The 22,001-nt window shown below is 71.7% G+C and carries 20 protein-coding genes; 10 read left to right on the top strand and 10 right to left on the bottom strand.

Annotation, left to right across the window (positions count from 1 at the left end):
* The first annotated feature begins 118 nt into the window (after positions 1 to 118).
* The 6 genes from GEV28_RS31855 (at position 119) to GEV28_RS31880 (ending at position 5,943) form a co-directional block, all read left to right on the top strand.
* Positions 119 to 796 (top strand): alpha/beta hydrolase, encoded by a 678-nt coding sequence (locus GEV28_RS31855; RefSeq protein WP_291416283.1) that lies wholly within the window; start codon positions 119 to 121, stop codon positions 794 to 796.
* Entirely contained in the window at positions 789 to 1,784 is a 996-nt protein-coding gene (locus GEV28_RS31860; RefSeq protein WP_291416246.1) for an amidohydrolase family protein, read from the top strand. Before GEV28_RS31855 ends, GEV28_RS31860 begins: the two co-directional genes overlap by 8 nt.
* Before the next feature lie 66 nt (positions 1,785 to 1,850).
* Positions 1,851 to 2,615, top strand: a complete 765-nt coding sequence (locus GEV28_RS31865; protein ID WP_291416248.1) for an ABC transporter ATP-binding protein — start codon at positions 1,851 to 1,853, stop codon at positions 2,613 to 2,615.
* 4 nt (positions 2,616 to 2,619) lie between these two features.
* A complete protein-coding gene (locus GEV28_RS31870; protein WP_291416250.1) occupies positions 2,620 to 3,438 on the top strand; it encodes an ABC transporter permease in 819 nt (272 codons plus the stop codon).
* A 54-nt stretch (positions 3,439 to 3,492) separates the two neighbouring features.
* Positions 3,493 to 4,491, top strand: coding sequence for an ABC transporter substrate-binding protein (locus GEV28_RS31875; RefSeq protein WP_291416252.1), 999 nt, complete (start codon positions 3,493 to 3,495; stop codon positions 4,489 to 4,491).
* Positions 4,492 to 5,943 carry a UbiD family decarboxylase gene (locus GEV28_RS31880; RefSeq protein WP_291416254.1) on the top strand — a complete coding sequence of 484 codons (1,452 nt, stop codon included), beginning with the start codon at positions 4,492 to 4,494 and terminating at the stop codon, positions 5,941 to 5,943.
* A 162-nt stretch (positions 5,944 to 6,105) separates the two neighbouring features.
* Here GEV28_RS31880 and GEV28_RS31885 read toward each other — a convergent pair whose 3' ends face one another.
* The 3 genes from GEV28_RS31885 to GEV28_RS31895 form a co-directional block, all read right to left on the bottom strand.
* Positions 6,106 to 6,864: a GntR family transcriptional regulator gene (locus GEV28_RS31885; RefSeq protein WP_291416257.1), complete on the bottom strand. Its 759-nt coding sequence runs from the start codon at positions 6,862 to 6,864 to the stop codon at positions 6,106 to 6,108.
* Between the two features lie 66 nt (positions 6,865 to 6,930).
* A complete protein-coding gene (locus GEV28_RS31890; RefSeq protein WP_291416259.1) occupies positions 6,931 to 7,194 on the bottom strand; it encodes a hypothetical protein in 264 nt (87 codons plus the stop codon).
* Positions 7,191 to 8,177 (bottom strand): HAMP domain-containing sensor histidine kinase, encoded by a 987-nt coding sequence (locus GEV28_RS31895; protein ID WP_291416261.1) that lies wholly within the window; start codon positions 8,175 to 8,177, stop codon positions 7,191 to 7,193. Before GEV28_RS31895 ends, GEV28_RS31890 begins: the two co-directional genes overlap by 4 nt.
* Before the next feature lie 181 nt (positions 8,178 to 8,358).
* Here GEV28_RS31895 and GEV28_RS31900 point away from each other — a divergent pair, with 181 nt between their 5' ends.
* On the top strand, positions 8,359 to 9,051 hold the full coding sequence (locus tag GEV28_RS31900) for a GntR family transcriptional regulator (protein ID WP_291416262.1): 693 nt from the start codon (positions 8,359 to 8,361) through the stop codon (positions 9,049 to 9,051).
* On the opposite strand, the gene pxpB is transcribed toward GEV28_RS31900, so the two are convergent.
* From pxpB to GEV28_RS31920, 3 genes are read right to left on the bottom strand one after another with little or no spacing between them, the layout of a single operon-like run.
* Positions 9,030 to 10,559 (bottom strand): 5-oxoprolinase subunit PxpB, encoded by a 1,530-nt coding sequence (gene pxpB / locus GEV28_RS42680; RefSeq protein ID WP_367115237.1) that lies wholly within the window; start codon positions 10,557 to 10,559, stop codon positions 9,030 to 9,032. The two genes, GEV28_RS31900 and pxpB, sit on opposite strands and share 22 nt — an antisense overlap.
* Positions 10,556 to 11,314 carry a LamB/YcsF family protein gene (locus GEV28_RS31915; RefSeq protein ID WP_291416264.1) on the bottom strand — a complete coding sequence of 253 codons (759 nt, stop codon included), beginning with the start codon at positions 11,312 to 11,314 and terminating at the stop codon, positions 10,556 to 10,558. The genes pxpB and GEV28_RS31915 overlap by 4 nt, the downstream gene beginning before the upstream one ends.
* On the bottom strand, positions 11,311 to 12,636 hold the full coding sequence (locus tag GEV28_RS31920; RefSeq protein ID WP_291416266.1) for an MFS transporter: 1,326 nt from the start codon (positions 12,634 to 12,636) through the stop codon (positions 11,311 to 11,313). Before GEV28_RS31920 ends, GEV28_RS31915 begins: the two co-directional genes overlap by 4 nt.
* Positions 12,637 to 12,765: 129 nt before the next feature.
* Between GEV28_RS31920 and GEV28_RS31925 the strand changes: the two genes are divergently transcribed.
* Positions 12,766 to 13,299 (top strand): helix-turn-helix domain-containing protein, encoded by a 534-nt coding sequence (locus GEV28_RS31925; protein WP_291416268.1) that lies wholly within the window; start codon positions 12,766 to 12,768, stop codon positions 13,297 to 13,299.
* A 69-nt stretch (positions 13,300 to 13,368) separates the two neighbouring features.
* Here the strand turns inward: GEV28_RS31925 and GEV28_RS31930 are convergent, their stop codons facing one another.
* A complete protein-coding gene (locus GEV28_RS31930) occupies positions 13,369 to 13,980 on the bottom strand; it encodes an FMN reductase (RefSeq protein WP_291416271.1) in 612 nt (203 codons plus the stop codon).
* Positions 13,977 to 15,101 (bottom strand): LLM class flavin-dependent oxidoreductase, encoded by a 1,125-nt coding sequence (locus GEV28_RS31935; RefSeq protein WP_291416273.1) that lies wholly within the window; start codon positions 15,099 to 15,101, stop codon positions 13,977 to 13,979. Before GEV28_RS31935 ends, GEV28_RS31930 begins: the two co-directional genes overlap by 4 nt.
* Before the next feature lie 169 nt (positions 15,102 to 15,270).
* Here GEV28_RS31935 and GEV28_RS31940 point away from each other — a divergent pair, with 169 nt between their 5' ends.
* Positions 15,271 to 16,839, top strand: a complete 1,569-nt coding sequence (locus tag GEV28_RS31940; protein ID WP_291416275.1) for a cellulose binding domain-containing protein — start codon at positions 15,271 to 15,273, stop codon at positions 16,837 to 16,839.
* Positions 16,836 to 18,575: a chitinase gene (locus GEV28_RS31945; RefSeq protein WP_291416277.1), complete on the top strand. Its 1,740-nt coding sequence runs from the start codon at positions 16,836 to 16,838 to the stop codon at positions 18,573 to 18,575. Before GEV28_RS31940 ends, GEV28_RS31945 begins: the two co-directional genes overlap by 4 nt.
* 166 nt (positions 18,576 to 18,741) lie before the next feature.
* On the opposite strand, the gene GEV28_RS31950 is transcribed toward GEV28_RS31945, so the two are convergent.
* On the bottom strand, positions 18,742 to 20,559 hold the full coding sequence (locus tag GEV28_RS31950; RefSeq protein WP_291416279.1) for a DUF2339 domain-containing protein: 1,818 nt from the start codon (positions 20,557 to 20,559) through the stop codon (positions 18,742 to 18,744).
* A gap of 85 nt (positions 20,560 to 20,644) precedes the next feature.
* Positions 20,645 to 21,763, bottom strand: coding sequence for a CdaR family transcriptional regulator (locus GEV28_RS31955; protein ID WP_291416281.1), 1,119 nt, complete (start codon positions 21,761 to 21,763; stop codon positions 20,645 to 20,647).
* Positions 21,764 to 22,001 lie beyond the last annotated feature (238 nt).

Here is a 22,001-nt window from a genome sequence, read left to right on the forward strand (position 1 = left end):
CATCCCCCAACCCTCACCACTTCAGGCCCGGCTCCTGGATCTACTCGGCGTCGACCCCACCACCCTAAGATGATCAAGTACCGCACCCGACAACCAACTCGAGTTGATCAACCCCCATGTGCGGAATACCCGGCTAGCCGGGCGAGCGGACGTGCTCAGCTACGACTGCCGCGGCCACGGCGGGTCCGACCGGGGCGGCACCGACTACACGACCGAGCTGTTCGCCGCCGACCTCGCCGGGCTGCTCGACCGCATCGGTTGGGACCGCGCGGTGGTGGCGGGGTGCTCGATGGGCGGCTGCGTCGCGCAGGACTTCGCCGCGAGCAATCCACATCGGACCGACGGGCTGGTGCTCGTCGACACCACCGCCTGGTACGGCCCGACCGCGCCGCTGGACTGGGCCGGCCGGGCCGCGAAGGCCCGCGAGCAGGGCCTGGCCGCGCTCGTCGACTTCCAGGTGACCCGCTGGTTCGGCGCGGAGTTCGCGGCCGGTGAGCCGGAGCTGGTCGCCGCGCTCACGAAGACCTTCCTCGCCAACGACCTCGACAGCTACGCCGCCACCTGCCGGATGCTCGGCGCCGCCGACCTGCGCGAGCGGGTCGCGGCCGTGCGGGTGCCGGCCGCGGTCGTGGTCGGCGAGGACGACGCCGCCACCCCGGTCCCGATGGCCGAGGATCTGGCCGAGCGTCTGGGGGGCGCGCCGCTGACCGTCCTGCCCGAGTCCCGCCACCTGACCCCATTGGAGCGCCCCACCGAGATCGCCGCCGTGATCCAGGAGCTGGTAGCCAATGTCTGAGCCGGTCATCGACCTGCACGCGCACCACGTCGGCGCGGACGCCGTCGCGCGGATCGACGCCGAGGGCGCCGCGCACGGCGTCACGGTGGTGGGAAAGAAGATCCAGGTCGGAGCGCGGCTCACCGGGCTGCCGGTCGTCGCCGGGCTGACCGATGTGGACGCCCGACTGTCCTGGATGGACCAGGCAGGCGTCGACGTCCAGCTCGTGGCCGGCTGGATGGACCTGGCCGGATACCACCTGCCCCCGGCCGACGGGCGGTGGCTCGCGCGGGTGCAGAACGAGGCGCTCGCCGCGCTGGTGGCCGCCCACCCGCGCCGGTTCGCCGCCGCGGCCGCGGTTCCCTTGCAGGATCCCGAGCTCGCCGCCACCGAGCTGGACAGAGCCGTGACCGAGCTGGGGCACGTCGCGGTGCAGATCGGAGCCCGGGTCGAGCACGGTGGGTTGGACGAACCCGTGCTCGACCCGTTCTGGTCCGCGGCCGAGGAGCTCGGCGTTCCGGTCGTGGTCCACCCCGCCGAGCTCGACGTGCCCGACCGGCACCGCAGGCTCTTCCTGCACATCCTCACCGGAAACCCCGCGGAGACCACCAATGCCGCCGCCGCGCTGATGCTCGGCGGGGTGCTCGACCGCCACCCTGGGCTGCGGTTCCTGCTCGTGCACGGCGGAGGGTTCCTGCCCTACCAGTTCGGCCGGATCGCCCGCGGCGCCGTCGCGGCCCCGGAGCCCGTCCGGTCCCGGTCCGCGCACCCGCCGCGGGACCTGTTGCGCCACTTCCACTTCGACACGGTCGTGCACGACCCGGGCGCCCTGCGGTACCTCGAGGACTTCGCCTCGGGCCGGGTCGTGCTCGGCAGCGACTACCCCTTCCCCATGCGGGACATCGATCCCGTCGGTTCGGTCGGCAAGGCCATCGACGACAGGGAGGCCCGCGACTCGATCTTGTCCAGGACACCAGCCGGTTTGCTCGCAAGGAGGCGAACACCGTGAATCCGGACAGTTACAAGCTGTTGGGTCGAAGATCTTCAGCTCGGGTACCGGTCCAACCGCAGCGGCGTGTACAGCGCGGCCTGCGAGGACCTCGACCTCGAGATACGCGACAACGAGTTCGTGGCGATCGTCGGGCCGAGCGGCTGCGGCAAGACCACCTTCCTGTCGGCGGTGGCCGGCCTGCAGTCGATCTCCGGGGGTCGGATGCTCCTGAGTGGACGGCCGATCAGCGGGCCCGGTCTCGACCGGTCGCTCGTGTTCCAGCACGCGTCGCTCTTCCCGTGGCGCGACGTGCTCGGCAACGTCGAGTTCGCCCTGCAGGCGCAGCGCAAGCTCGACGCGGCCGGCCGGCAGCGGGCCCGCGAGCTGCTGGAGCTGGTCGGGCTCGCCGGCAAGGAGCACCTGCACCCCAGGGAGCTCTCCGGCGGCATGATGCAGCGGGTCAACCTGGCCAGGGCGCTCGTCACCGACCCGGAGCTGCTGCTGCTCGACGAGCCGTTCGCCGCGCTCGACGCGCAGACCCGCGAGGTCATGCAGGAGGAGCTCATGCGGGTCTGGCAGGCCGACGAGGTCAACGCCGGCAAGACCGCGCTCTTCATCACCCACGACGTGGCGGAGGCGGTGTTCCTGGCCGACCGGGTGATCGTGTTCTCCCGCGGCCCCGCGCACGTCGTCGAGTCGATCGACATCGACCTGCCCCGGCCGCGGCGTCCGGAGCTGAAGCGCGCCCCAGAGGCACTCGCCTACATCGACCACATCCTCGACCTCGTCATGCGGCAGGGAAACGGAAAGGAGCAGGCGGATGACAACGCTGCGACCGTCACCGGTTGACGCCGTGAGGTCCACCAAGGACACCAAGGGCGGCAAAGGCACCGACACCCGCCGCCCGACCCGGTGGAACCGGCACCGGGAGCTGTGGCTCGGCCTCATCGGCCTGCTCGCGGTGTTCGTGGCGTGGCAGCTGACCGTCGAGCTCGGCCTGGTCGACCCCAGCTTCACCAGCTCGCCGCTCGGCGCGATCGGCTCGCTCGTCGACTCGGTCAGGACCGGCGAGGTCTGGCCGCCGGTCGGCGCCACGCTGGCCTCGGTCGGCATCGGCATGGCGATCACGCTCGTGGTCGGCATCCCGGTCGGCCTGGTCATCGGCCGTACCCCGGTCCTCTACGGACTCACCGAGCAGATGATCAGCATCATGTACGCGGTGCCGTTCGTGGTGTTCCTGCCGATCATCATCTTCTGGTTCGGCATCGGCGGCGAGGCCCGCATCGTGATCGTGGTGTGGAGCGCGCTGTTCCCGCTGCTGATCAACGTGGTGGCCGGCGGCCGCAACCTGGACCCCGACTACCTGCGGGTGTCCCAGGTCTTCTGCGCCTCCCGACTGCGCACCCTGTGGTCGATCGCGCTGCCCGCGACGCTTCCCTACATCCTCGCCGGCGTGCGCCAGGCGGTCGGTCGCGCACTCGTCGGCGCGATCGTCGCCGAGCTCTTCATGGGCACCGACGGTCTCGGCTACGTGGTGCAGCTCGAGACCGCCAACTTCGACATGGACGCGGCGATGGCCGCGATCGGCATCATCGCCGTGGTGGCCATCGTCCTCACCCGGGGCGTCGCCTACCTGGAACGACGGCTCACCTTCTGGTCGGTCGCTGACTGATGAGAGCCGACTGAGACCTGCCCGTGCTTTTCCCGTCATGGAGGACGGAAAGACATGCGAACCAAACGTTTACTCCTGGTCGCCCTCGCGGCCGCGACCATGCTCACCGCCTGCGGCAACGGCGCGAGCGACGAGCCCAGCATGAGCCTCACGGTCGGCTACACCGCGATCGGCGCCGCGTACTCGGACCTGTACGTGTGCGAGGACAAGGGCGTGTTCAAGAAGAACGGCCTGGACGTCAAGCTCACCCGGCTCAACTCGAGCTCGCAGCTGCTCGCGTCATTGTCCAGCAACAGCGTCAACATCGGCGCCGGCGTGGCGAGCTCGACGGCCGCCGGCATCCTGCGCGGCGTGGACCTGCGCTACGTCGCGCTGCCGATGCCGGTGTACTACCTGGAGATGTGGGGCAAGCCGGAGCTCAAGTCCGACGACGATCTCAAGGGCAAGAAGGTCGGTCTGTCCTCGCCCGGCTCGCTCGGCGACGCCGCTTTCCACGCCTGGCTCGCGGACAAGGGAATGGACGGCCAGGTCGAGCCGGTCTACCTGAAGAACGTGCCGGCCGAGGTCGCGGCGCTGGAGCAGGGTGCGGTCGACGCCATCGTCACCCAGCCGCCGAACGGCACCCAGACCAGGGACAAGGGCTTCGAGAAGATCAGGGACTTCACCGAGTACCCCGCGGCGGCCAACGCGTACACCACCACCGGCGAGTACCTGGAGGTGAACTCGAAGGCCGTGCAGGCGTTCGTCAAGTCCGAGGTGGAGTGCCTGTCGATCCTGCACCAGGACAAGAAGCAGGCGATCGAGAGCATCCGCAAGCACAGCGGCCAGGACGACGAGTCGCTCGCCGAGTACTCCTACGACTTCTTCGTGAAACTGTGGTCGAAGGAGCCGCGGGTGCATCCCGAGCTGATCAAGGCGGCGTTCGAGGACGCGGCCGAGGAGACCGGCAAGCCGGTGCCGGCCGACACCGACAAGTACGTGGACAACAGCTTCCTCGACAAGCTCAAGAAGGACGGCTACATCGACGACCTCTACCAGGGCGAGGCCGGGTAGATGGGTTCCGTCCCGCTCGAGGAGATCGACGACCTGCGCGGCTGGCTGGACCTGGTCGGCGACCTCGGTGAGCTCAAGGCCGTCGAGGGCGCGGGCTGGGACCTGGAGATCGGCGCGATCTCCGAGGCCAACTACCGGCGCACGTCGCCGCCCGCGCTGCTGTTCGACGCGGTGCCCGGCTACGCCAGGGGCCTGCGGGTGTTGACCGCGAGCACCGGCAACGCCCGCAGGCTCGGCATCACGTTGCGCCTGGGCACCGACTGCGACGACCGGCGGCTGGTGCACGAGCTGCGGGACGGCCCGGCCCGCTGGACCGACGGCGCCGCGAACCACCCGGCCCGGACCGTCGACAGTGGACCGGTCACGGAGCACGTGCGGACCGGGGACGGCATCGACCTGCTGTCGTTCCCGGTGCCGCGCTGGCACGCGGGCGACGGCGGCCGCTACATCGGCACCGGCTGCGCGGTGTTCACCGTCGACCCGGACACCGGCACCCCCAACGCGGGCGCGTACCGGATGCAGGTGCAGCGGGACGGCAGGTCGGCCACGATCAACATCGAGTCCGGCAAGCACGGCGCCATGCACGTCCGCGAGTGGTTCAAGCGGGAGGGTCGGGCGCCGGTCACCGCGTCGCTCGGGCACGACCCGCTGCTGCTCGTGGTCGCGGGCACCGAGGTCCCGGGTGGAGTGTCCGAACTGGACTACGCGGGCGCCGTGCTGGGCAGGCCGGTCGACGTCGTGCGCGGCGAGGACACCGGCCTGCCGATCCCCGCGACGGCCGAGATCGCCGTCGAGGGGTGGCTCCACCCGGACCGCAAGCTCCCCGAGGGCCCGTTCGGCGAGTGGACCGGCTACTACTCCGGCGGCGTGGAACCCGTGCTGGACATGGAGATCACCCGCGTCTACCACCGCACCGACCCGATCCTGCTCGGCGCGCCGCCGGGCAAGCCGCCGCACGACTACTCCTACATGCGCAGCGTGATGAAGTCGGCGATGATCCAGGCCGCGCTGGTCCGCACCGGCGTGCCAGGGGTGCGTGGCGTCTGGTCCCATGAGGTCGGTGGCGGCCGGCAGCTGCTGGTGGTCGCGATCGACCAGCGCTATGCCGGGCATGCCCGGCAGGCGGCCTACCTGACCGCGCAGCTGCCCGCGGCCGCCTACATGAACAAGTTCGTGATCGCGGTCGACGGCGATGTCGACCCGCGCAGCCTCAACGACGTCATGTGGGCGGTGTGCACCCGCGCCGAGCCGGAGCGCGACATCGAGGTGATGCGCTACACGTGGGGCAGCCGGGTCGACCCGCTGCGCGAGGGCGGACCGGCCTACAACAGCCGGGCGGTGATCGACGCGTGCCGGCCGTTCGAGCGGCTCGACGGCTTCCCGGTCGTGGCCGAGGCGAGCCCGGACCTGCTGGCCCGGATGGCGGAGAGGTGGCCCGATGTCCTCGGTTAGCTAGTGTCGCGTGACCCTGAAACCTTGACGCCGCTGCGGCCAACGCGGCCCCTGGCGGCGTTGGAGAAAAGCCCAAGTACACCCAGTACGAGCGGCTTTCCTCCGCCTTGCCAGGAACCACGTTGATCCACAGCGGACGCAAAGGAACAGGATCACGCGACACTAGTTGTCCTCGGCCTGGCCGGTCCAGCCGGAGGACTCGATGGCCTTCAGGCCGCGGCGCACGATCGACTGGGTCAGCGCCGCGGCCAGGTCCGGCTCCCGCTCCTCGTAGGCCCGCAGCAGCCGCTCGTGGTCGGACACCGAGGTTCGCAGCCGGCCCGGCAGCGAAAGGCTCAGGTGGCGCAATTGCAGCGTCCGCACGCCGACGCTGTCGAGAACGCGCCGAACGGTAGTGTTACCGGCGATCACGGCTTCATTGTTTCGGAACCCCACATTCAACCAGAAGTATCGATCAACATCACCGACCTCCGCGGCGTCTTCCAGCTGACGCTGGCTCTCGCGGAGTATCGCTATGTCGGATTCAGTTGCATTTTCCACAATGCGACGGCTCACCAGTGCATACAGGGTGGCGCGCAGCTCGTATATTTCCCGGACCTCGTCGAGCAGCAGGCGGCGGACCCGCGGCCGGCGATGTGCGGCGATCTCCACGAGGCCTTCCCGTTCCAGCGTGAGCAGAGCCTCCCGAACCGGGGTGCGGCTGCTCTGGAACGTGCGGGCCAGCTCGACCGAGTTGAGGTCGTCGCCCGGCCGCAGCCGCGCCTCGACAATGGCGGTGCCGACCGAGACCAGGATCTGGTCGACAACGCTGTCGGCGTTCTCCGACCGGCCCAGTACCCGCAGTATCTCGAGATGCCCGGCGGACGGCTCGGCGCCGATCGGCCGGACTATCGAGTTTCCTTCGGATTTGGTGGTCGTCATGGCGCCGATAATAGCGTGAGAATCACGGTGGACCACCAGCCCTCGCGATATGGAAAAAATGGGAGATCAGAACCAGCCGACATCGCGTACCGAGGTCCATCCGACCGCGGGTGGCGGCAGCGTCTCGCCGAACGCCCACTGTGCGATCACTGTGCGGAGCGCGGTCACGGCGATGAACGACTCGGGTGGCAGCGCGGTCTCCACCGGGTGCCAGTTGTCGTGGGCGAGCGCCGGCGTGCCGTGCCCGCCGGGTCCCCCGGACGCCTCGAGCCGCCTGCCTCCCGGCGCGGCGAGCTCGGTGCGGTGCAGACCGTCCCTCGGCTCGGTCATGGCGACTCCTCAGTGGACCGGCAGCCGCACCCGGAAGGTGGCGCCCCGGCCCGGTGCGGTGCGGTGTCGACCTCCACCGTGCCACCGTGCGCGGCCACGAGTGACCATACGATCGCAAGCCCGAGTCCGGCACCGCCACCCTGGTCACGCGCGCGGGAGGGGTCGGCCCGGTAGAACCGCTCGAACACGTACCGCGACTGCTCCGCCGCGAGCCCCGGGCCGCTGTCCGCGATCTCCAGGACGGCCTCGGTCCCGACCGTGCCCACGCCGATCCGCACAGCGCCGCCGGCCGGTGCGTGTGCGACGGCGTTACCGACCAGGTTGGACACCACCCGGCGCAGCCGCGCCTCGTCGCCCAGGACCGGTGCCGCGGCCGGCTCGGCCGCCGCGCCCGGGCCGGTCAGCGTGATCTCCCGGGTCGGGTCCAGGGCGCGCAGGTCGTGCAGCGCGTCGGCGGCGAGCGTGCGCAGGTCCATCGGCGCGTGCTCGACGAGGTCGGGGTGGCCCTCGTCGAGCTGGGCGAGGAGCAGGAGGTCGTCGACGAGGGTGGCGAGCCGCACCGACTCGCGCTCGATCCGGTCCATCGTGGCGTCCACCTCGGCCGCGCCCATCCGGTACAGCTCGGCGAACCCGCTGATGCCGGCGAGCGGGGTACGCAGCTCGTGGCTGGCGTCGGCGACGAAGCGGCGCATGCGGGCCTCCGAGCAGGCGCGGGCGTCGACGGCCCGCTCGATCTGCGCGAGCATCCCGTTGAGCGACGCGGTGAGCCGGCCGACCTCGGTGCCCGGACCCGCTCCGCCGGGTACTCGGCGGGACAGGTCGCCGTAGGCGATCGCGGCCGCGGTCTCCTCGATGCGCCGCAGCGGGCGCAGCCCCGCGCGCACCCAGAACCAGCCGGCCACCGCGAGCACGATCAGCAGGCCGGCGCCGACCAGCAGGCAGACCAGGCGGACCCGGCCGACCGTGGTGTCGACCTGGTTCATCGAGCCCCCCGCCAGGGGCGACACGGCGACGTGGGGCCGGCACGGGGGACGACGTGCAGGTGGCGGTCGGCGGCCGGGTCTCGTCGCCGGGTGCTCGGCTCCCGTGGCCGGCGAAGCCGTAGGATTGTTGAGCGATACAATCGTTGGTGGATATCGCAGGTCAGGAAGGGTGGGAGCGTTGGTGAGCCCGGATCTCGAGCTGGCGGCCGATCGCAGGCTGCTGGGACGGACCAGCACGGTCGAGCGGCTGGCCGACATCCTCCGAACGCGGATCATCGAGGGCTTCTTCTCGCCCGGTGAGCGGCTCGCCGAGGACTCGATCGGGAGCGCCCTCGGGGTCTCCCGCAACACCCTGCGCGAGGCGTTCCGGCTGCTGACCCACGAGCGGCTGCTGGTGCATGAGCTCAACCGCGGGGTCTTCGTCTGCAAGCTCACCGTCGACGACCTCGTCGACCTCTACCGGGTGCGCAAGCTCGTCGAGTGCGGCGCGGTGCGCGGCCTGGACGGCCACCCGCCCGAGGCCGACCGGGTCGCGGCCATGGCCACGGCCGTCGCGCAGGGCGACGACGCCATGCGCGCGTCCGACTGGCGCGGGCTCGGCACCGCCAACATGCTCTTCCACCAAGGCATCGCGGCGCTGGCCGGCAGCCCCCGGGTCGACGAGCTGATGCGTGGCGTGCTGGCCGAGCTGCGGCTGCACTTCCAGTCGATGTCCGACCCGCGCCGCTTCCACGAGCCGTACCTAGAGCGCAACCGCGAGGTCCTGTCGGTCATCGAGACCGGCGCCGGCCAGGCCGCGGAACGGGTGCTCCGCATGTATCTCGACGACTCCGAGCACCAGCTGGTCGAGGCCTACCGCGCCGCCGCCCGCTGAGCGCGGAACGAGATCGCCTGGCCCGGCCGGGCCTGCGCCAGGATCGGCAGGTCCTTCGTGCTCACCACGGCGATCACCGGGTAGCCGCCGGTCACCGGGTGGTCGGCCAGGAACACCACCGGCTGGCCGGCCGGCGGCACCTGGATCGCGCCCGGGACCATGCCCTCGCTCGGCATCTCCTCGTGCCTGGCGCGATCGAGCCGGGGGCCCTCGAGCCGCACGCCGACCCGGTTGCTCTCGGCCGTCACGGCGAACTTCGCGGTCAGCAGCGTCGCCAGCGCCTGGGGCGTGCACCAGTCGGCACGCGGGCCCGGGATCACCCGCACCACGAGGTCGCCGGTGGCCGGCGGTCGCACCGGCGCCACGTCGACCGCCGGCGGGGGTCCACTGTGGTCGTTGCCGATCGGGAGGACGGTGCCGGGGGACAGGGGTGCGGGGCCCAGGCCGGACAGGACGTCCGTCGAGCGGGAGCCCAGCGTCTGGGGAACCGCGAGGCCGCCGCGCACCGCGACGTAGGTGCGCAGGCCCGTGTCGGGAACACCGACCGTCAGCCGGCCGCCCGCGGGCACGACGAACGGGGAGCTCATCGCCTCCCCGCGGTCGTCGCGCGCGAGGTCGCACGGGGCGCCGGTGACCGCCACCCTGGCCGGCTCGCGGAACGCCAGTGTCGTCGAGCCCAGCGTCAGCTCCAGGCACGCGGCGTCCTCGGCGTTGCCCACCAACCGGTTCGCCAGCGCCGCGGCCGGCGCGTCGGCCGCCCCGGAGCGAGTCACCCCGAGTGCCGCGAACCCCGGCCGGCCCCGGTCCTGCACGGTGCCCAACGGTCCACATCGGACCACCTCGATGCCACCCCGGGGCGGCGGGGGTGGTTCCGGTATGTCCACAGTGGCCTCAGGCAGCGCGCCGACCGGCTCGAAGCGCACCCTGGCCCCGGGCCGCAGCAACGCGGGCGGGTCACGGTCCGCGTCCCACAGCGGCACGGTCGTGCGGCCCAGCAGGTGCCAGCCACCCGGCGACGACCGCGGGTAGACGCCGGTGAACTCGCCCGCCACGCCCACCGAGCCCGCGGGCACCCGCGTCCGCGGCGTCTCCTTCCTGGGGAGGCGCAGCCGAGGGTCGAGCCCGGTGAGGTACCCGAACCCCGGCGCGAAGCCGGAGAACGCGACCACGTAGTCGGCCGACGCGTGGGCCTCGACGACCCCGTCTACCCCGAGCCCCGTCCGGGCGGCGACCTCCTCGAGATCGGCGCCGTCGTACTTCACCTCGACCGTCACGAGCTCGCCCACGGCGGCCGTGACCGGGGCGGGCTCGACCGACTCCAGGAGCCGGGTCAGCTCGGCCCGGGCCGGCGCGGTGGAGGGTTCGAACCGGACGAGGACGGTGTTCGCCGCCGGAACGAGGTCGACGACCCCGGGCGGCCGCCGGGCCAGCAGTGCCGCGTACACGCCGAGCGCCGCGTCGCCGGCCTCCACCAGCAACGCGGCGTCGCCGCACGGCAGCACTCTCACACGAAGCTCCGCAACTCCACTCCCGCACCGGTCAGCGCCGCGTGCGCCGCCCTGGCCAGCTCCAGTGAACCCGGTGTGTCGCTGTGCACGCACACCGACCGCGCCGACACCGGCAGCACCGTCCCGTCCACCGCGACGATCTCGCCCTTGCCGACCAGCCGCTCGCACCGCTGGGCCACCGCCACCGGGTCGGACAGCAGCGCGTCCGGCGAGCGGCGGGACACCAGCCGACCGTCCGATGTGTACCCGCGGTCCAGGAACGCCTCGTGCACCGTGGGCAGCCCGGCGGCCTCGGCCAGCGCGAGCCACCGCGACCCCGCCATGCCCAGCACCGGCAGCGACGGGTCGAACTGCCGCACCGCCGCGACCACCGCCCCCGCCTGGACGTCGTCGGTGCCGATCTTCCCGTACAGGGCGCCGTGCGGCTTCACGTACCCGACCCGGCCGCCGGCCGCCGCGGCGAACGCCGACAACGCCCCGAGCTGGTAGAGCACGTCGTCGGTCAGCGAGGCCGGGTCGACATCGATGACCCGGCGGCCGAAGCCCGCGAGGTCCCGGTAGCCGACGTGCGCGCCGATCGCGACGCCGTGGCGCACCGACGTCTCGCACGCCCGGCGCATGGTGCCCGGGTCGCCCGCGTGGAAGCCGCACGCGATGTTCGCGCTGCTGACCACGGCCAGGAGGGCGTCGTCGTCGGCGATCCGCCACGCGCCGAACCCCTCCGCCACGTCGCAGTTGAGGTCGAGCTCGGTCACGTCGTCACCGCCTCGGTCACGGCCGCCGCCTCCTCCTCGGTCTCCACCGCCGGGTCGCGGGCCAGCCACAGCCCGATCCCGGTCAGTATCGCGGTGAGCACCAGGTACACGCCCAGGATCCACCAGCTGTCGAACCAGAGCAGCAGCGCCGCGCAGATCAGCGGGGCCGGCGCGCCGCCGATCACTCCGGCGAGCGTGTAAGCGAGCGAGGAACCGGTGTAGCGCAGCCGCGGCGAGAACTGCTCGGTGATCAGCGCCGCCTGCGGGCCGTAGAGCACCGCGTGGATCACCAGCGCGACGACGATGCCCAGCACCAGCAGCAGGAACGAGCCGCCGCCGATCATCGGGAAGAACAGGAACGGCCAGATCGCCGCGGCGATCGTGCCGTACAGGTAGAGCTTGCGCCGGTTCATCCGGTCCGACAGCGCACCGAACGCGGGCATCAGCAGCAGCTGGCACGCCGAGCCGATCATCACCGCGGTCGACCCCTGGCTGCGGCTCATGTCGAGCTCCTTGGTGATGTAGGTCAGGGTGAACACGGTGAACAGCGAGTACAGGACGTCCGGGCAGACCCGCACGAGGATGCCGGCGAACAGCGCCCGCCGCTCCTGGCCGACCACTTCGGACACCGGGGCGCTCGGCCGCTCGTTCCGGTCGGCGATCTGCTTGAACACCGGGGTCTCCTCCAGCCGCAGCCGGATCCACAGTCCGAACACGACCAGCACGGCCGACAGCAGGAACGCGACCCGCCAGCCCCACGAGGTGAACGTGTCCTCGGCCATGACCCCGGAGAGCAGGGCCAGCACGCCGTTGGCGAGCAGGGTGCCCGCGGGCGGGCCGATCTGGGCGGCGGACGCCCAGAACCCGCGCCGCCGCGGGTCGCCGTACTCGCTGGACAGCAGCACCGCGCCGCCCCACTCGCCGCCGACCGCGACGCCCTGGGCGAAGCGAAGCGCCACCAGCAGGACCGCGGCCAGCCCGCCGACCGCCGCGTGCGTGGGCAGCAGGCCGATCAGGAACGTCGCGATGCCGGCCAGCAGCAGGGTGTAGACGAGGACCTTCTTGCGCCCGATGACATCGCCGAGCCTGCCGAACACGAACCCGCCGACCGGGCGGGCCAGGTACCCGACGGCGTAGGTGGAGAACGCGGCCATCGTGCCGACGAGGTCGTCGCCGGACGGGAAGAACAGGTCGCCGAACACGGTCGCCGCGGCGACCGAGTAGGCGGCGAAGTCGTAGTACTCCAGCGCGGTCCCGGACAGGCTCGCCGCGTAGGCCCGGCGCAGCGACCGCGGATCCACGGTGATGCGGGGAGAGCTCATCGTGTTCACATCCCATCTACCGCACGGAGGCGTCTGACTACTCTGAGGGTAGATTTCGTTGAACGATCCTGCAATACTCACGTTCTACATATGGCACGTGAATTCGCCGGCCGGTTCGAATGAGAGTGGGTGACCCCCAACATGACCTCGGGAACGTTCATCGGTCAGGACGGCCAAGCCTCCTGCCGCTCGGTGCGCCACGCCTTCCGGCTCCTCGAGCTCCTCGCCGGCAGTCCCGACGGACTGCGGCTCGCCCGGCTCGTCGACGCGACCGGGCTGCCCAAGTCGTCCGTCCACCGGATCCTCGGCACGCTCGAGGAGCTCGACGTCATCTGCCGCGACGACACGTCCGCGGCCTACCATCTCACCGCGGCCTGGCGCCGGATCGTGGTGCCGCCGCGGCTGACCGAGTTCTCCGCGCCGGTGCGGGGCAACGACGGACGCCCGGTCGCCGGCCTGACCCTGCGGCTGCGCGGCCAGGTCTCCCCGGGCGCGCCGTCGGAACGCCTGACCCGCCTCGTCGCGGACCTCGCCCACGCCGTCTCCAGCCGCCTCCGCGACCCGCGAGTCCAACGCCCGGAACCCGCGAGTCCAACGCTCGCGACCCGCGAGTCCAACCTCCAGAACCCGCGAGTCCGACGCTCGCGACCGGCCGGGCGCTGAAGCCCGCCGGCCGGAACCGGCCGGTTGGTTCCTGCCCGGAGCGTCGGTCCGCGCCGGGGGCCACGACGGTCAGGCCGGCCGGGCGGGCGGCACCCGCAGGGCCGCCAGCTGCTGCTCGAACGGGATCACCGCCTCCTCGGCGGGCGCCCGCGTCGGTGGCCGGCTCTCCATCAGCTCCGCCAGCTCACCCGCCGCCCGCGCGATGCGGTGCGTCAGGCCGTCGTCGCCCGAGGAGGCCCAGTCCTCGGTCGCCGCGTACACGGCCGTCGGCATGACGATCGCGCGCAGGTAGGTGAACATCGGGCGCAGCGCGTGCTCCAGGGCCAGCGAGTGCCGGGCGGTGCCGCCGGTCGCGGCGACCAGGACCGGCTTGCCGATCAGGGCTTCCTGGTCCAGCACGTCGAAGAACGACTTGAACAGGCCCGAGTACGACGCGGTGAAGATCGGCGTCACCGCGATCACGCCGTCCGCCCGGGTCACCGTGTCGAGCGCGGCGGCCAGCTTGGGCGAGGCGAAGCCGGTGACGAAGTTGTTCGCGATGTCGCCCGCCAGGTCGCGCAGCTCCACCACCTCGACCGTCACGCCGGTCTGGCCGCCGACCGCCGCCGCGAGGCGGTCGGCCAGCAACCGGGTGGAGGACGGCACGGTCAGGCCGGCCGACACCACTGCCAGAGTCCTCATCGGACCTCAACCTTCTCGTCCGCGGCGTCAGCAACGTCCGCAACGTCGGTGGCGGCCGCCGCCAGCAGCGACTGGTGCGTCGGCGCGTCCGGCACCTCCGCCGGCCGGCCGATCGCGAACTCCTTGCGCAGCACCGGAACGACCTCCTCGCCGAGCAGGTCCAGCTGCTCCAGCACGGTCTTCAGCGGCAGCCCCGCGTGGTCCATCAGGAACAGCTGCCGCTGGTAGTCGCCGAAGTGCTCCCTGAACCCCAGGGTCCGGTCGATCACCTGCTGCGGGCTGCCGACGGTCAGCGGCGTCTGCGCCACGAAGTCCTCGAGCGACGGTCCGTGCCCGTACACCGGCGCGTTGTCGAAGTACGGCCGGAACTCGGTCACCGCGTCCTGCGAGCTCTTCCGCATGAACACCTGGCCGCCGAGGCCGACGATCGCCTGCTCCGGTGTGCCGTGCCCGTAGTGGGCGTAGCGCTGCCGGTACAGCCCGATCAGGCGCATGTAGTGCTCCTTGGGCCAGAAGATGTTGTTGGCGAAGAACCCGTCGCCGTAGTACGCGGCCTGCTCGGCGACCTCCGGGCTGCGGATCGAGCCGTGCCACACGAACGGCGGCACGCCGTCCAGCGGCCGCGGCGTCGAGGTGAAGCCCTGCAGCGGCGTGCGGAACCGGCCCTGCCAGTCCACGACGTCGTTGCGCCACAGGTCGTGCAGCAGCGCGTAGTTCTCGATCGCGAGCGGGATGCCCTCTCGGATGTCCTGCCCGAACCACGGGTAGACCGGCCCGGTGTTGCCACGGCCCATCATCAGGTCCACCCGGCCGTCGGCCAGGTGCTGCAGCATCGCGAAGTCCTCGGCGATCTTCACCGGGTCGTTCGTGGTGATCAGCGTGGTCGAGGTGGACAGGATCAGCCGCTCGGTCCGAGCCGCGATGTGGCCGAGCATGGTGGTCGGCGAGGACGGCACGAACGGCGGGTTGTGGTGCTCACCGGTGGCGAACACGTCGAGCCCGACCTCCTCGGCCTTGAGCGCGATCGTCACCATCGACTTGATCCGCTCGTACTCGCTCGGCGTGGTGCCGTTGGTCGGGTCGGTGGTCACGTCGCCGACGGTGAAGATCCCGAACTGCATCACTTCTCATCACCCTCAACTAGTTGCTACTTCAACTACCCGCCCCAACGAGCATGACGGCTCCGGTATTCCCGGGACAAATTGGACTAGACAACGAGCTCATATTGGTCTAGACAATATGTAACGCGCGGTGCCCCCCTGCTCACCGCGCGCCTTCGTGGAGGTCGTCATGAAGCGTCCCCTCGTCCTGCTCGTCACCGTGATCCTCACCTGCCTCGGCACCGTCGCGCCGGTCGCGAGCGCGGCCGGCGAGCAGGCCATGTTCGCCAAGGTCTCCGACTGGGGCTCCGGCTGGGAAGGCCGGTTCACCGTCACCAACGGCGGCAGCACGCAGGTCACGAGCTGGCGGGTCGAGTTCGACCTGCCGGCCGGCACGAGCCTCGGCAGCTACTGGGACGCCCTGCTCACCTCGAGCGGCAACCATCACACCTTCGCCAACCGCGAGTACAACGGCAGCCTCGCGCCCGGCGCGTCGGTGAGCTTCGGGTTCCTCGGCGTGGGCCCGGGCAGCCCGCAGAACTGCCGGGTCAACGGCGCCGACTGCGGTGGGGGCGGCGATCCCGAGCCCGGCGTACCCGGGGCACCCGGCGACGTCCGGGTGACCGGAACCACGTCGTCGAGCATCACGCTCGGGTGGGACGCCGCGGCCGGCACGGTCACCGGCTACCGCGTGTACGAGGGGAGCGCGGTCCGCGCCACGGTCACCGGCGCGTCGACGACCTTCGCCGGCCTCGCCGCGTGCACCACCCGTACGTTCACCGTGGCCGCGTACAACTCGGTCGGCGAGTCCGCTCGCAGCGCGCCGGTGACCGGCACCACGGCCGGCTGCCAGCAGGCCGACCTGCCGCGCCACTTCCTCACCGGCTACTGGCACAACTTCGTCAACCCGGCGACCGAGCTCCGGCTCTCCGCCGTGCCCGACGAGTACGACCTGGTCGCGGTGGCCTTCGCCGAGGCGACCAGCACCCCGGGCGCGGTCACCTTCGGCGTCGACCCCGGGCTCTCCTCCGCGCTCGGCGGCTATTCGACCGACCAGTTCAAGGCTGACGTGGCCGCGCTGCACGCGAGGGGCAAGAAGGTGATCCTGTCCGTCGGCGGCGAGGCAGGCCGGGTGAGCGTCGGCGACTCGACGTCCGCGACGAACTTCGCCACCAGCGTGCGCTCGATCATGTCCGAGTACGGCTTCGACGGCGTGGACATCGACCTGGAGAACGGGCTCAACCCCACCTACATGGGCCAGGCGCTGCGGTCCTTGCGCGACCAGGTCGGCTCGAGCCTGATCATCACGATGGCCCCGCAGACCATCGACATGCAGTCCACCGGTGGCTCGTACTTCGCGTTGGCACTGAACATCAAGGACATCCTCACGGTCGTCCACACGCAGTTCTACAACTCCGGCTCGATGCTGGGCTGCGACCAGTCGCAGGCCTACGGCCAGGGCAACGTCAACTTCATCACCGCGCTCGCCTGCATCCAGCTGGAGAACGGGCTGCGACCCGACCAGGTGGCGGTCGGCCTGCCGGCCGGCCCGGGCGCGGCAGGCGGCGGCGTGGTGGCGCCGTCGGTGGTCAACAACGCGCTGGACTGCCTGGCCCGCGGCACGAACTGCGGCACGTTCCGGCCGCCCCGGACCTACCCGGACATCCGCGGCGCGATGACGTGGTCGATCAACTGGGATGTGAGCAACGGCAACGGCTTCGCGCGTACCGTCGCGCCGCACCTGGACACGCTGCCATGAGGAGGGTCGCCGCGGCATTGTCCGCGCTCGTCGTCCTGGTCGGTCTCGCCACGCCGGCGTCGGCGGCGAACCTGTTGACCAACGCGGGTTTCGAGTCCGGGTCGCTGTCCGGCTGGTCGTGCTCCGGCGGCTCGGTGGTGACCTCGCCGGTCCACTCGGGCTCCTACGCCCTGGCGGGGGCGGCGACGGCGTCGGACAACGCGCGCTGCACCCAGACGGTCTCGGTTGTGCCGAGCACGACGTACACGGTGTCGGCGTGGGTACGGGGCAACCCGGTGTACCTCGGGGTCACCGGCGGACCGTCCACTTGGGCCGCCCCGGCGTCCTACGGGCAGCTGACGCTGTCGTTCACCAGCGGCGCCGGGCAGACGTCGGCGCAGCTGTACCTGCACGGCTGGTACGGCGCGGGCACCTACCACGCGGATGACATCGTGCTCGACGGTCCGGGCGGCGGGACGCCGGGAACACCGGCGGTACCGGGCAACCCGTCGGTGGGCGCGGTGACGGCGTCGTCGGTCGCGCTGTCCTGGCCGGCGGTGAGCGACGCGACCGGGTACCGGGTGTACGAGGGAACATCCTTGCGTGCCACGGTGTCCAGCACGTCGGCGACGATCTCGGGGCTCGCCGCGTGCTCGACGCACACCTACGCGGTGGCGGCGTACAACGCGGTGGGGGAGTCCGCGCGGAGCGCGCCGGTGACCGCGACGACGTCCGGCTGCCAGCAGGCGGACCTGCCGCGGCACGCGCTGATCGGGTACCTGCACGCGAGCTTCGCCAACGGTTCCGGGTACGTGCGGATGGCCGACGTGCCGGACGCGTGGGACGTCGTCGACCTGGCGTTCGGCGAGCCGACCTCGGTGACCTCCGGGGACATCCGGTTCACCCGGTGCCCGGTGGCCGAGTGTCCGAACGTCGAGTCCGAGGCGGAGTTCATCGCCGCGATCCGGGCGAAACAGGCCCAGGGCAAGAAGGTGCTGATCTCCATCGGCGGCGCCAACGGGCAGGTGCAGCTCACCACCGCCGCCGCGCGGGACGCGTTCGTGTCGTCGGTGTCGGCGATCATCGACAGGTACGGTCTGGACGGTCTGGACATCGACTTCGAGGGCCACTCGCTGTACCTGAACCCCGGTGACACCGACTTCCGCAACCCGACCACGCCGGTGATAGTGAACCTGATCGCCGCACTGCGGTCGCTGAAGTCCCGCTACGGCAGCGACTTCGTGCTGACGATGGCGCCGGAGACGTTCTTCGTCCAGGTGGGCTACCAGTTCTACGGCGGGGACAACCGGGCCGGCTCGTACCTGCCGGTCATCCACGCTATGCGGGACGCGCTGACCGTGCTGCACGTGCAGGACTACAACTCGGGTCCCGTGATGGGACTGGACAACCAGTACCACAACATGGGCGGCGCGGACTTCCACATCGCGATGACCGACATGGTGAAGGCCGGCTTCCCGGTCGCCACCACCGGGCAGACGTTCCCGGGGCTGCGGGAGGACCAGATCGCGTTCGGCCTGCCGGCCGCGGTCAGCGCCGGCAACGGCTACACCGCACCCGCGGCCGTGCAGCAGGCGCTGAACTGCCTGGCCCGCAACCAGAACTGCGGCGGCTACACGCTGCGCGGTGGCGCGTCACCGGCGATCCGCGGCCTGATGACCTGGTCGATCAACTGGGACCGGTTCTACGGCTGGGAGTTCCAGAACAGCCACCGCCCGTTCCTCGACTCCCTGCCATGACGAGGCGGACCAGCACCGCGAGGCCCCTTACGCGCCCAGGGATCCGGCAAAGTCGCCCGCCCCTCGCGAGTCCAACGTTCAGAACTCGCGAGTCCAACGTTCGGGGTCGTGAGTGTTGGACTCGCGGGTCGGGACGGTTGGACTCGCGACTTTGCCGGGGCCCTGCTCACGTTCCGGAGGTGTGGGGCTCCGTTGCTCGCGAGGCGACCAGCCTGGCGTAGCGGGTGCCGGCGGCCAGCAGCACGAGGCCGGCGACCAGGAACGCGGCCACCCTGGCCATGCCGTCCAATGAGGACAGGTCGAACAGGACCAGCTTGACCAGCGCGGCCCCGACGAGTGACAGGCCGGCCACCCGCAGCGGCATCGAGTCGATGCCGCGCAGCAGGAGGACCAGCGCGCCGACCGTCCAGGACACCGTCACGAGCACGTGGCCGAGCAGGAATCCGGTGCGGTCCGGGGAGACCAGCAGCCCGATCGACAACACGGTGCCGGTGGCGCCGTAGAGGGCGACGAGGCCGCCCAGGATCCACGCCGGCCGGGCCGTGTCCCCGGTCAGCACGCCGAGCCGGCCGGCAACCCGGCAGGTGGCGAGCATCGACACGGTGAGCAGCAGACCGGTCAGCCCGGCGGTGGCCACGGTGCCGAGCGGGACCTGGCCGTCCGGCGGCGTGCCGACGAGGTCGCCGGGCAGGGCGGTCGACAGGGTCACGGACAGGCCCGCGAACCCGAACAGGGCGGCGGCCGCCAGTGCCGCTGGGTAGCGCATCCCCTGCGCGACAAGGGCCACGAGCAGTGCCTCGGCGAGCAGGACGATCGCCAGCGCGGACCCGTCCAGCGCGGTGGCCGTCGCCTGCAGCAGGGCGACCGACGCGCCCGCGCCGGCGGCGAGGCCGAACCTCGGGGTGCGCCGCAGCGCCCAGGCGGCGACCAGCAGCACCCCGATCGCCGCGGGGAGCACGATGGCGCCGGCCTTCGGCAGGAGAACCGCGCCGAGCATGGCCGGTGCGGGGGCGAGCAGCAGCAGGCCGACGGACCAGTCGTCGTCGGGCCGGCTGACCGTGGCGACCAGGACCTGCGCGGCGCTGGTGACGAGGGCGAGGTAGGCGACGGTGGCGGCGTCGTCCTGGCCGCCGGTCGAGAGAGCGATCGTGACGAGCGTGGCCAGCACGGGCGGGATGCCCGCGGCGAGGCACAGCCAGCCCCAGCGCTTGGCGAGCTGCACCGGGGTGGCGCCGATCTCGAGGACGAGAAGGAACCCGAGCAGCAGCGGCACGAACCCGTCGGTCAGGAACGGCGCGCAGCAGGCGCAGCAGACCACGACGAACACGGCGAGCGGCTGCGCATCCCACCGCGCGGCGAGCAGCAACCCGAGCCCGGCGACCGCGAGCCCCGCCACCAGCCCGGCGAGCGGCGGCAGGAACCCGAAGAGCACCGTGGCGGCGATGACGTCCAGGTAGAGGACGGCGATGCCGGTGGCCGCCAGCGCGAACGCCCCGGTCCGCGAGGCGGGGTTGCGATGGAGCCGCATCCCGATCCCGACCAGCCCGAGGCCGAGCACGGCGCCGCACAACACGCGCGGCAGGGGTCCGAGGTACCCCCGCTGGATGGCGAGGATGAGCAGCAGCACGACCCCGGCCAGCGTGACGACCCCGCCGGCCCAGGCGAGCACCCGACTCCCGGCGCCCTCCCGCTCCCAGAAGCTGGGCTTGGGCGGCGCGGGCGGTTGGTACGGCGGAAGCTGCGGCCATGTCGGGATCGGCGCGGGCTCCGGCCACGCCCGGGTCTGCGGAGCAGGCGGCGCCGGCTGCCAGTTCGCCGGCGGGGCGGGTGGTTGCGGCGCGGCGACCGGGTTGGCGACCGGGTCGGCCGCGACCGTTGCCAGGTGGAGGTCACGCAGCTCGGTGCTGATGTCGTGGATCCGGGCGCTCACCTCGAGCAGTGCGGCGGCTAACCGCGGGAGCGGGTCGGAGCTTTCAGTGGCCATGCGCCGAGTGTCGCGGCGTCGCGGGGGCGTGAGATCCGTACGACTACTCAGGTCCGCGTCACGAAGCGATCTCGGCGACGCGGGCTCAGAAGCGGCCGGCCAGCCGGGCCAGCTTCAGGCTCAGGTGCAGGGCCAGCCGCTCGTCCCCGCTCTTGAGGTCCGTGCCGGCCAGCTCCTCCACCCGTTGCAGCCGGTAGTACAGCGACGTCCGGTGCAGCCGCAGCGCGCGGGCCGTCGCCACCACGCTGCCCGCCAGGTCCAGGTAGGTCTCCAGCGTCTCCAGCAGCGACCGGTTCGCGGGGTCGGCCAGCAGCCGCTCCAACCCGGGATGCAGCTCGGCCGACGGCACCGTCGACAGCAGCCGGTACACGCCCAGCGACGACCACGACGCCGACGGCCCGTAGCCCGGCACCCGCGCCGCCACCTCCGCCGCGTGCCGGGCCTCGCGGTAGGACGACGCGGCCTCCGCCAGGGAAGCGCGGGGGCGGCCCACCCCGACCACCGCGGGAAAGCCGACCGCGGCGTGCACATCCGACGGCGGCCGCCCGGGACACAACAACACCCCGTGATCGGCGCGCACGAAGTGCAACGGCCGGGACGTCATCCGGGACCGCGCCGCCAGCAAACCCTGCTCCAGCTCGGCCCGGTCCAGCGACGAGACCGGTGCCACCACCACCGCGGTCACCGGCTCCGACCCGGGGAACCCGCCGGCCTCGACCAGCAGCGCGGCGCCCGCGGTCGCCGACGGATGATCACCCAGCAGCACCTGTGACACCGCCTCCAGCTCCCGCCGGAACGACAGGCCCGCCGCGAGACTGTCCCGGAACAGCATCAGCGCGAGCCCCGGCGCGGACTTCGCGGCGATCGCCACGCCCTCGTCCGACATCGGTGGCGAGTCGTCGATCAGCCACAGGAAGCCGAGCAGCCGGTCGCGGTGGCGCAGCGGCACGCACACCCGCGCCAGCGCCCCGGGCAGCGCGGGGATCCGCAACGCCCCCCGCGACTCGAAGATGCCCGCGGCCCGGAACAGCGCCCGCACCTCGGACGTCGTATGGCGGCGCAGGATCGAGTCGCGGCGGATGTCGTCCACCGGTCCGGACTGCTCGCTGTAGGAGATCACCCGCTGGCCGTGGTCCTCCAGCAGCACCGGCCGCCCGATGCGCAGCGCGAGATCGTCCACGAGGCGTTGCGGGTCCTCGGTCACGGCGAACCTCCGGCAGGGTGAGCAGCCCCTTTCGACGAATGTCGGAAAGGCCTGGACCACGTTCCCTACAGCGGATCGGTGAGTTGGGTCAATAGCGGAGCTAGCCCCGTCTTCCGCACATGAGGTGGGGTGGACAGGTCAGGCGTGTCGGTGATGTGTCTGACCTGCCGATCTGTGAGTCTGTCGCGTTGTGGATCAACGTGGACGACGGGCCCGGTATGTCGCGGCGAGTATCGAG

It is taken from the genome of Actinophytocola sp. (assembly GCF_009379765.1).
GTDB lineage: Bacteria > Actinomycetota > Actinomycetes > Mycobacteriales > Pseudonocardiaceae > Actinophytocola.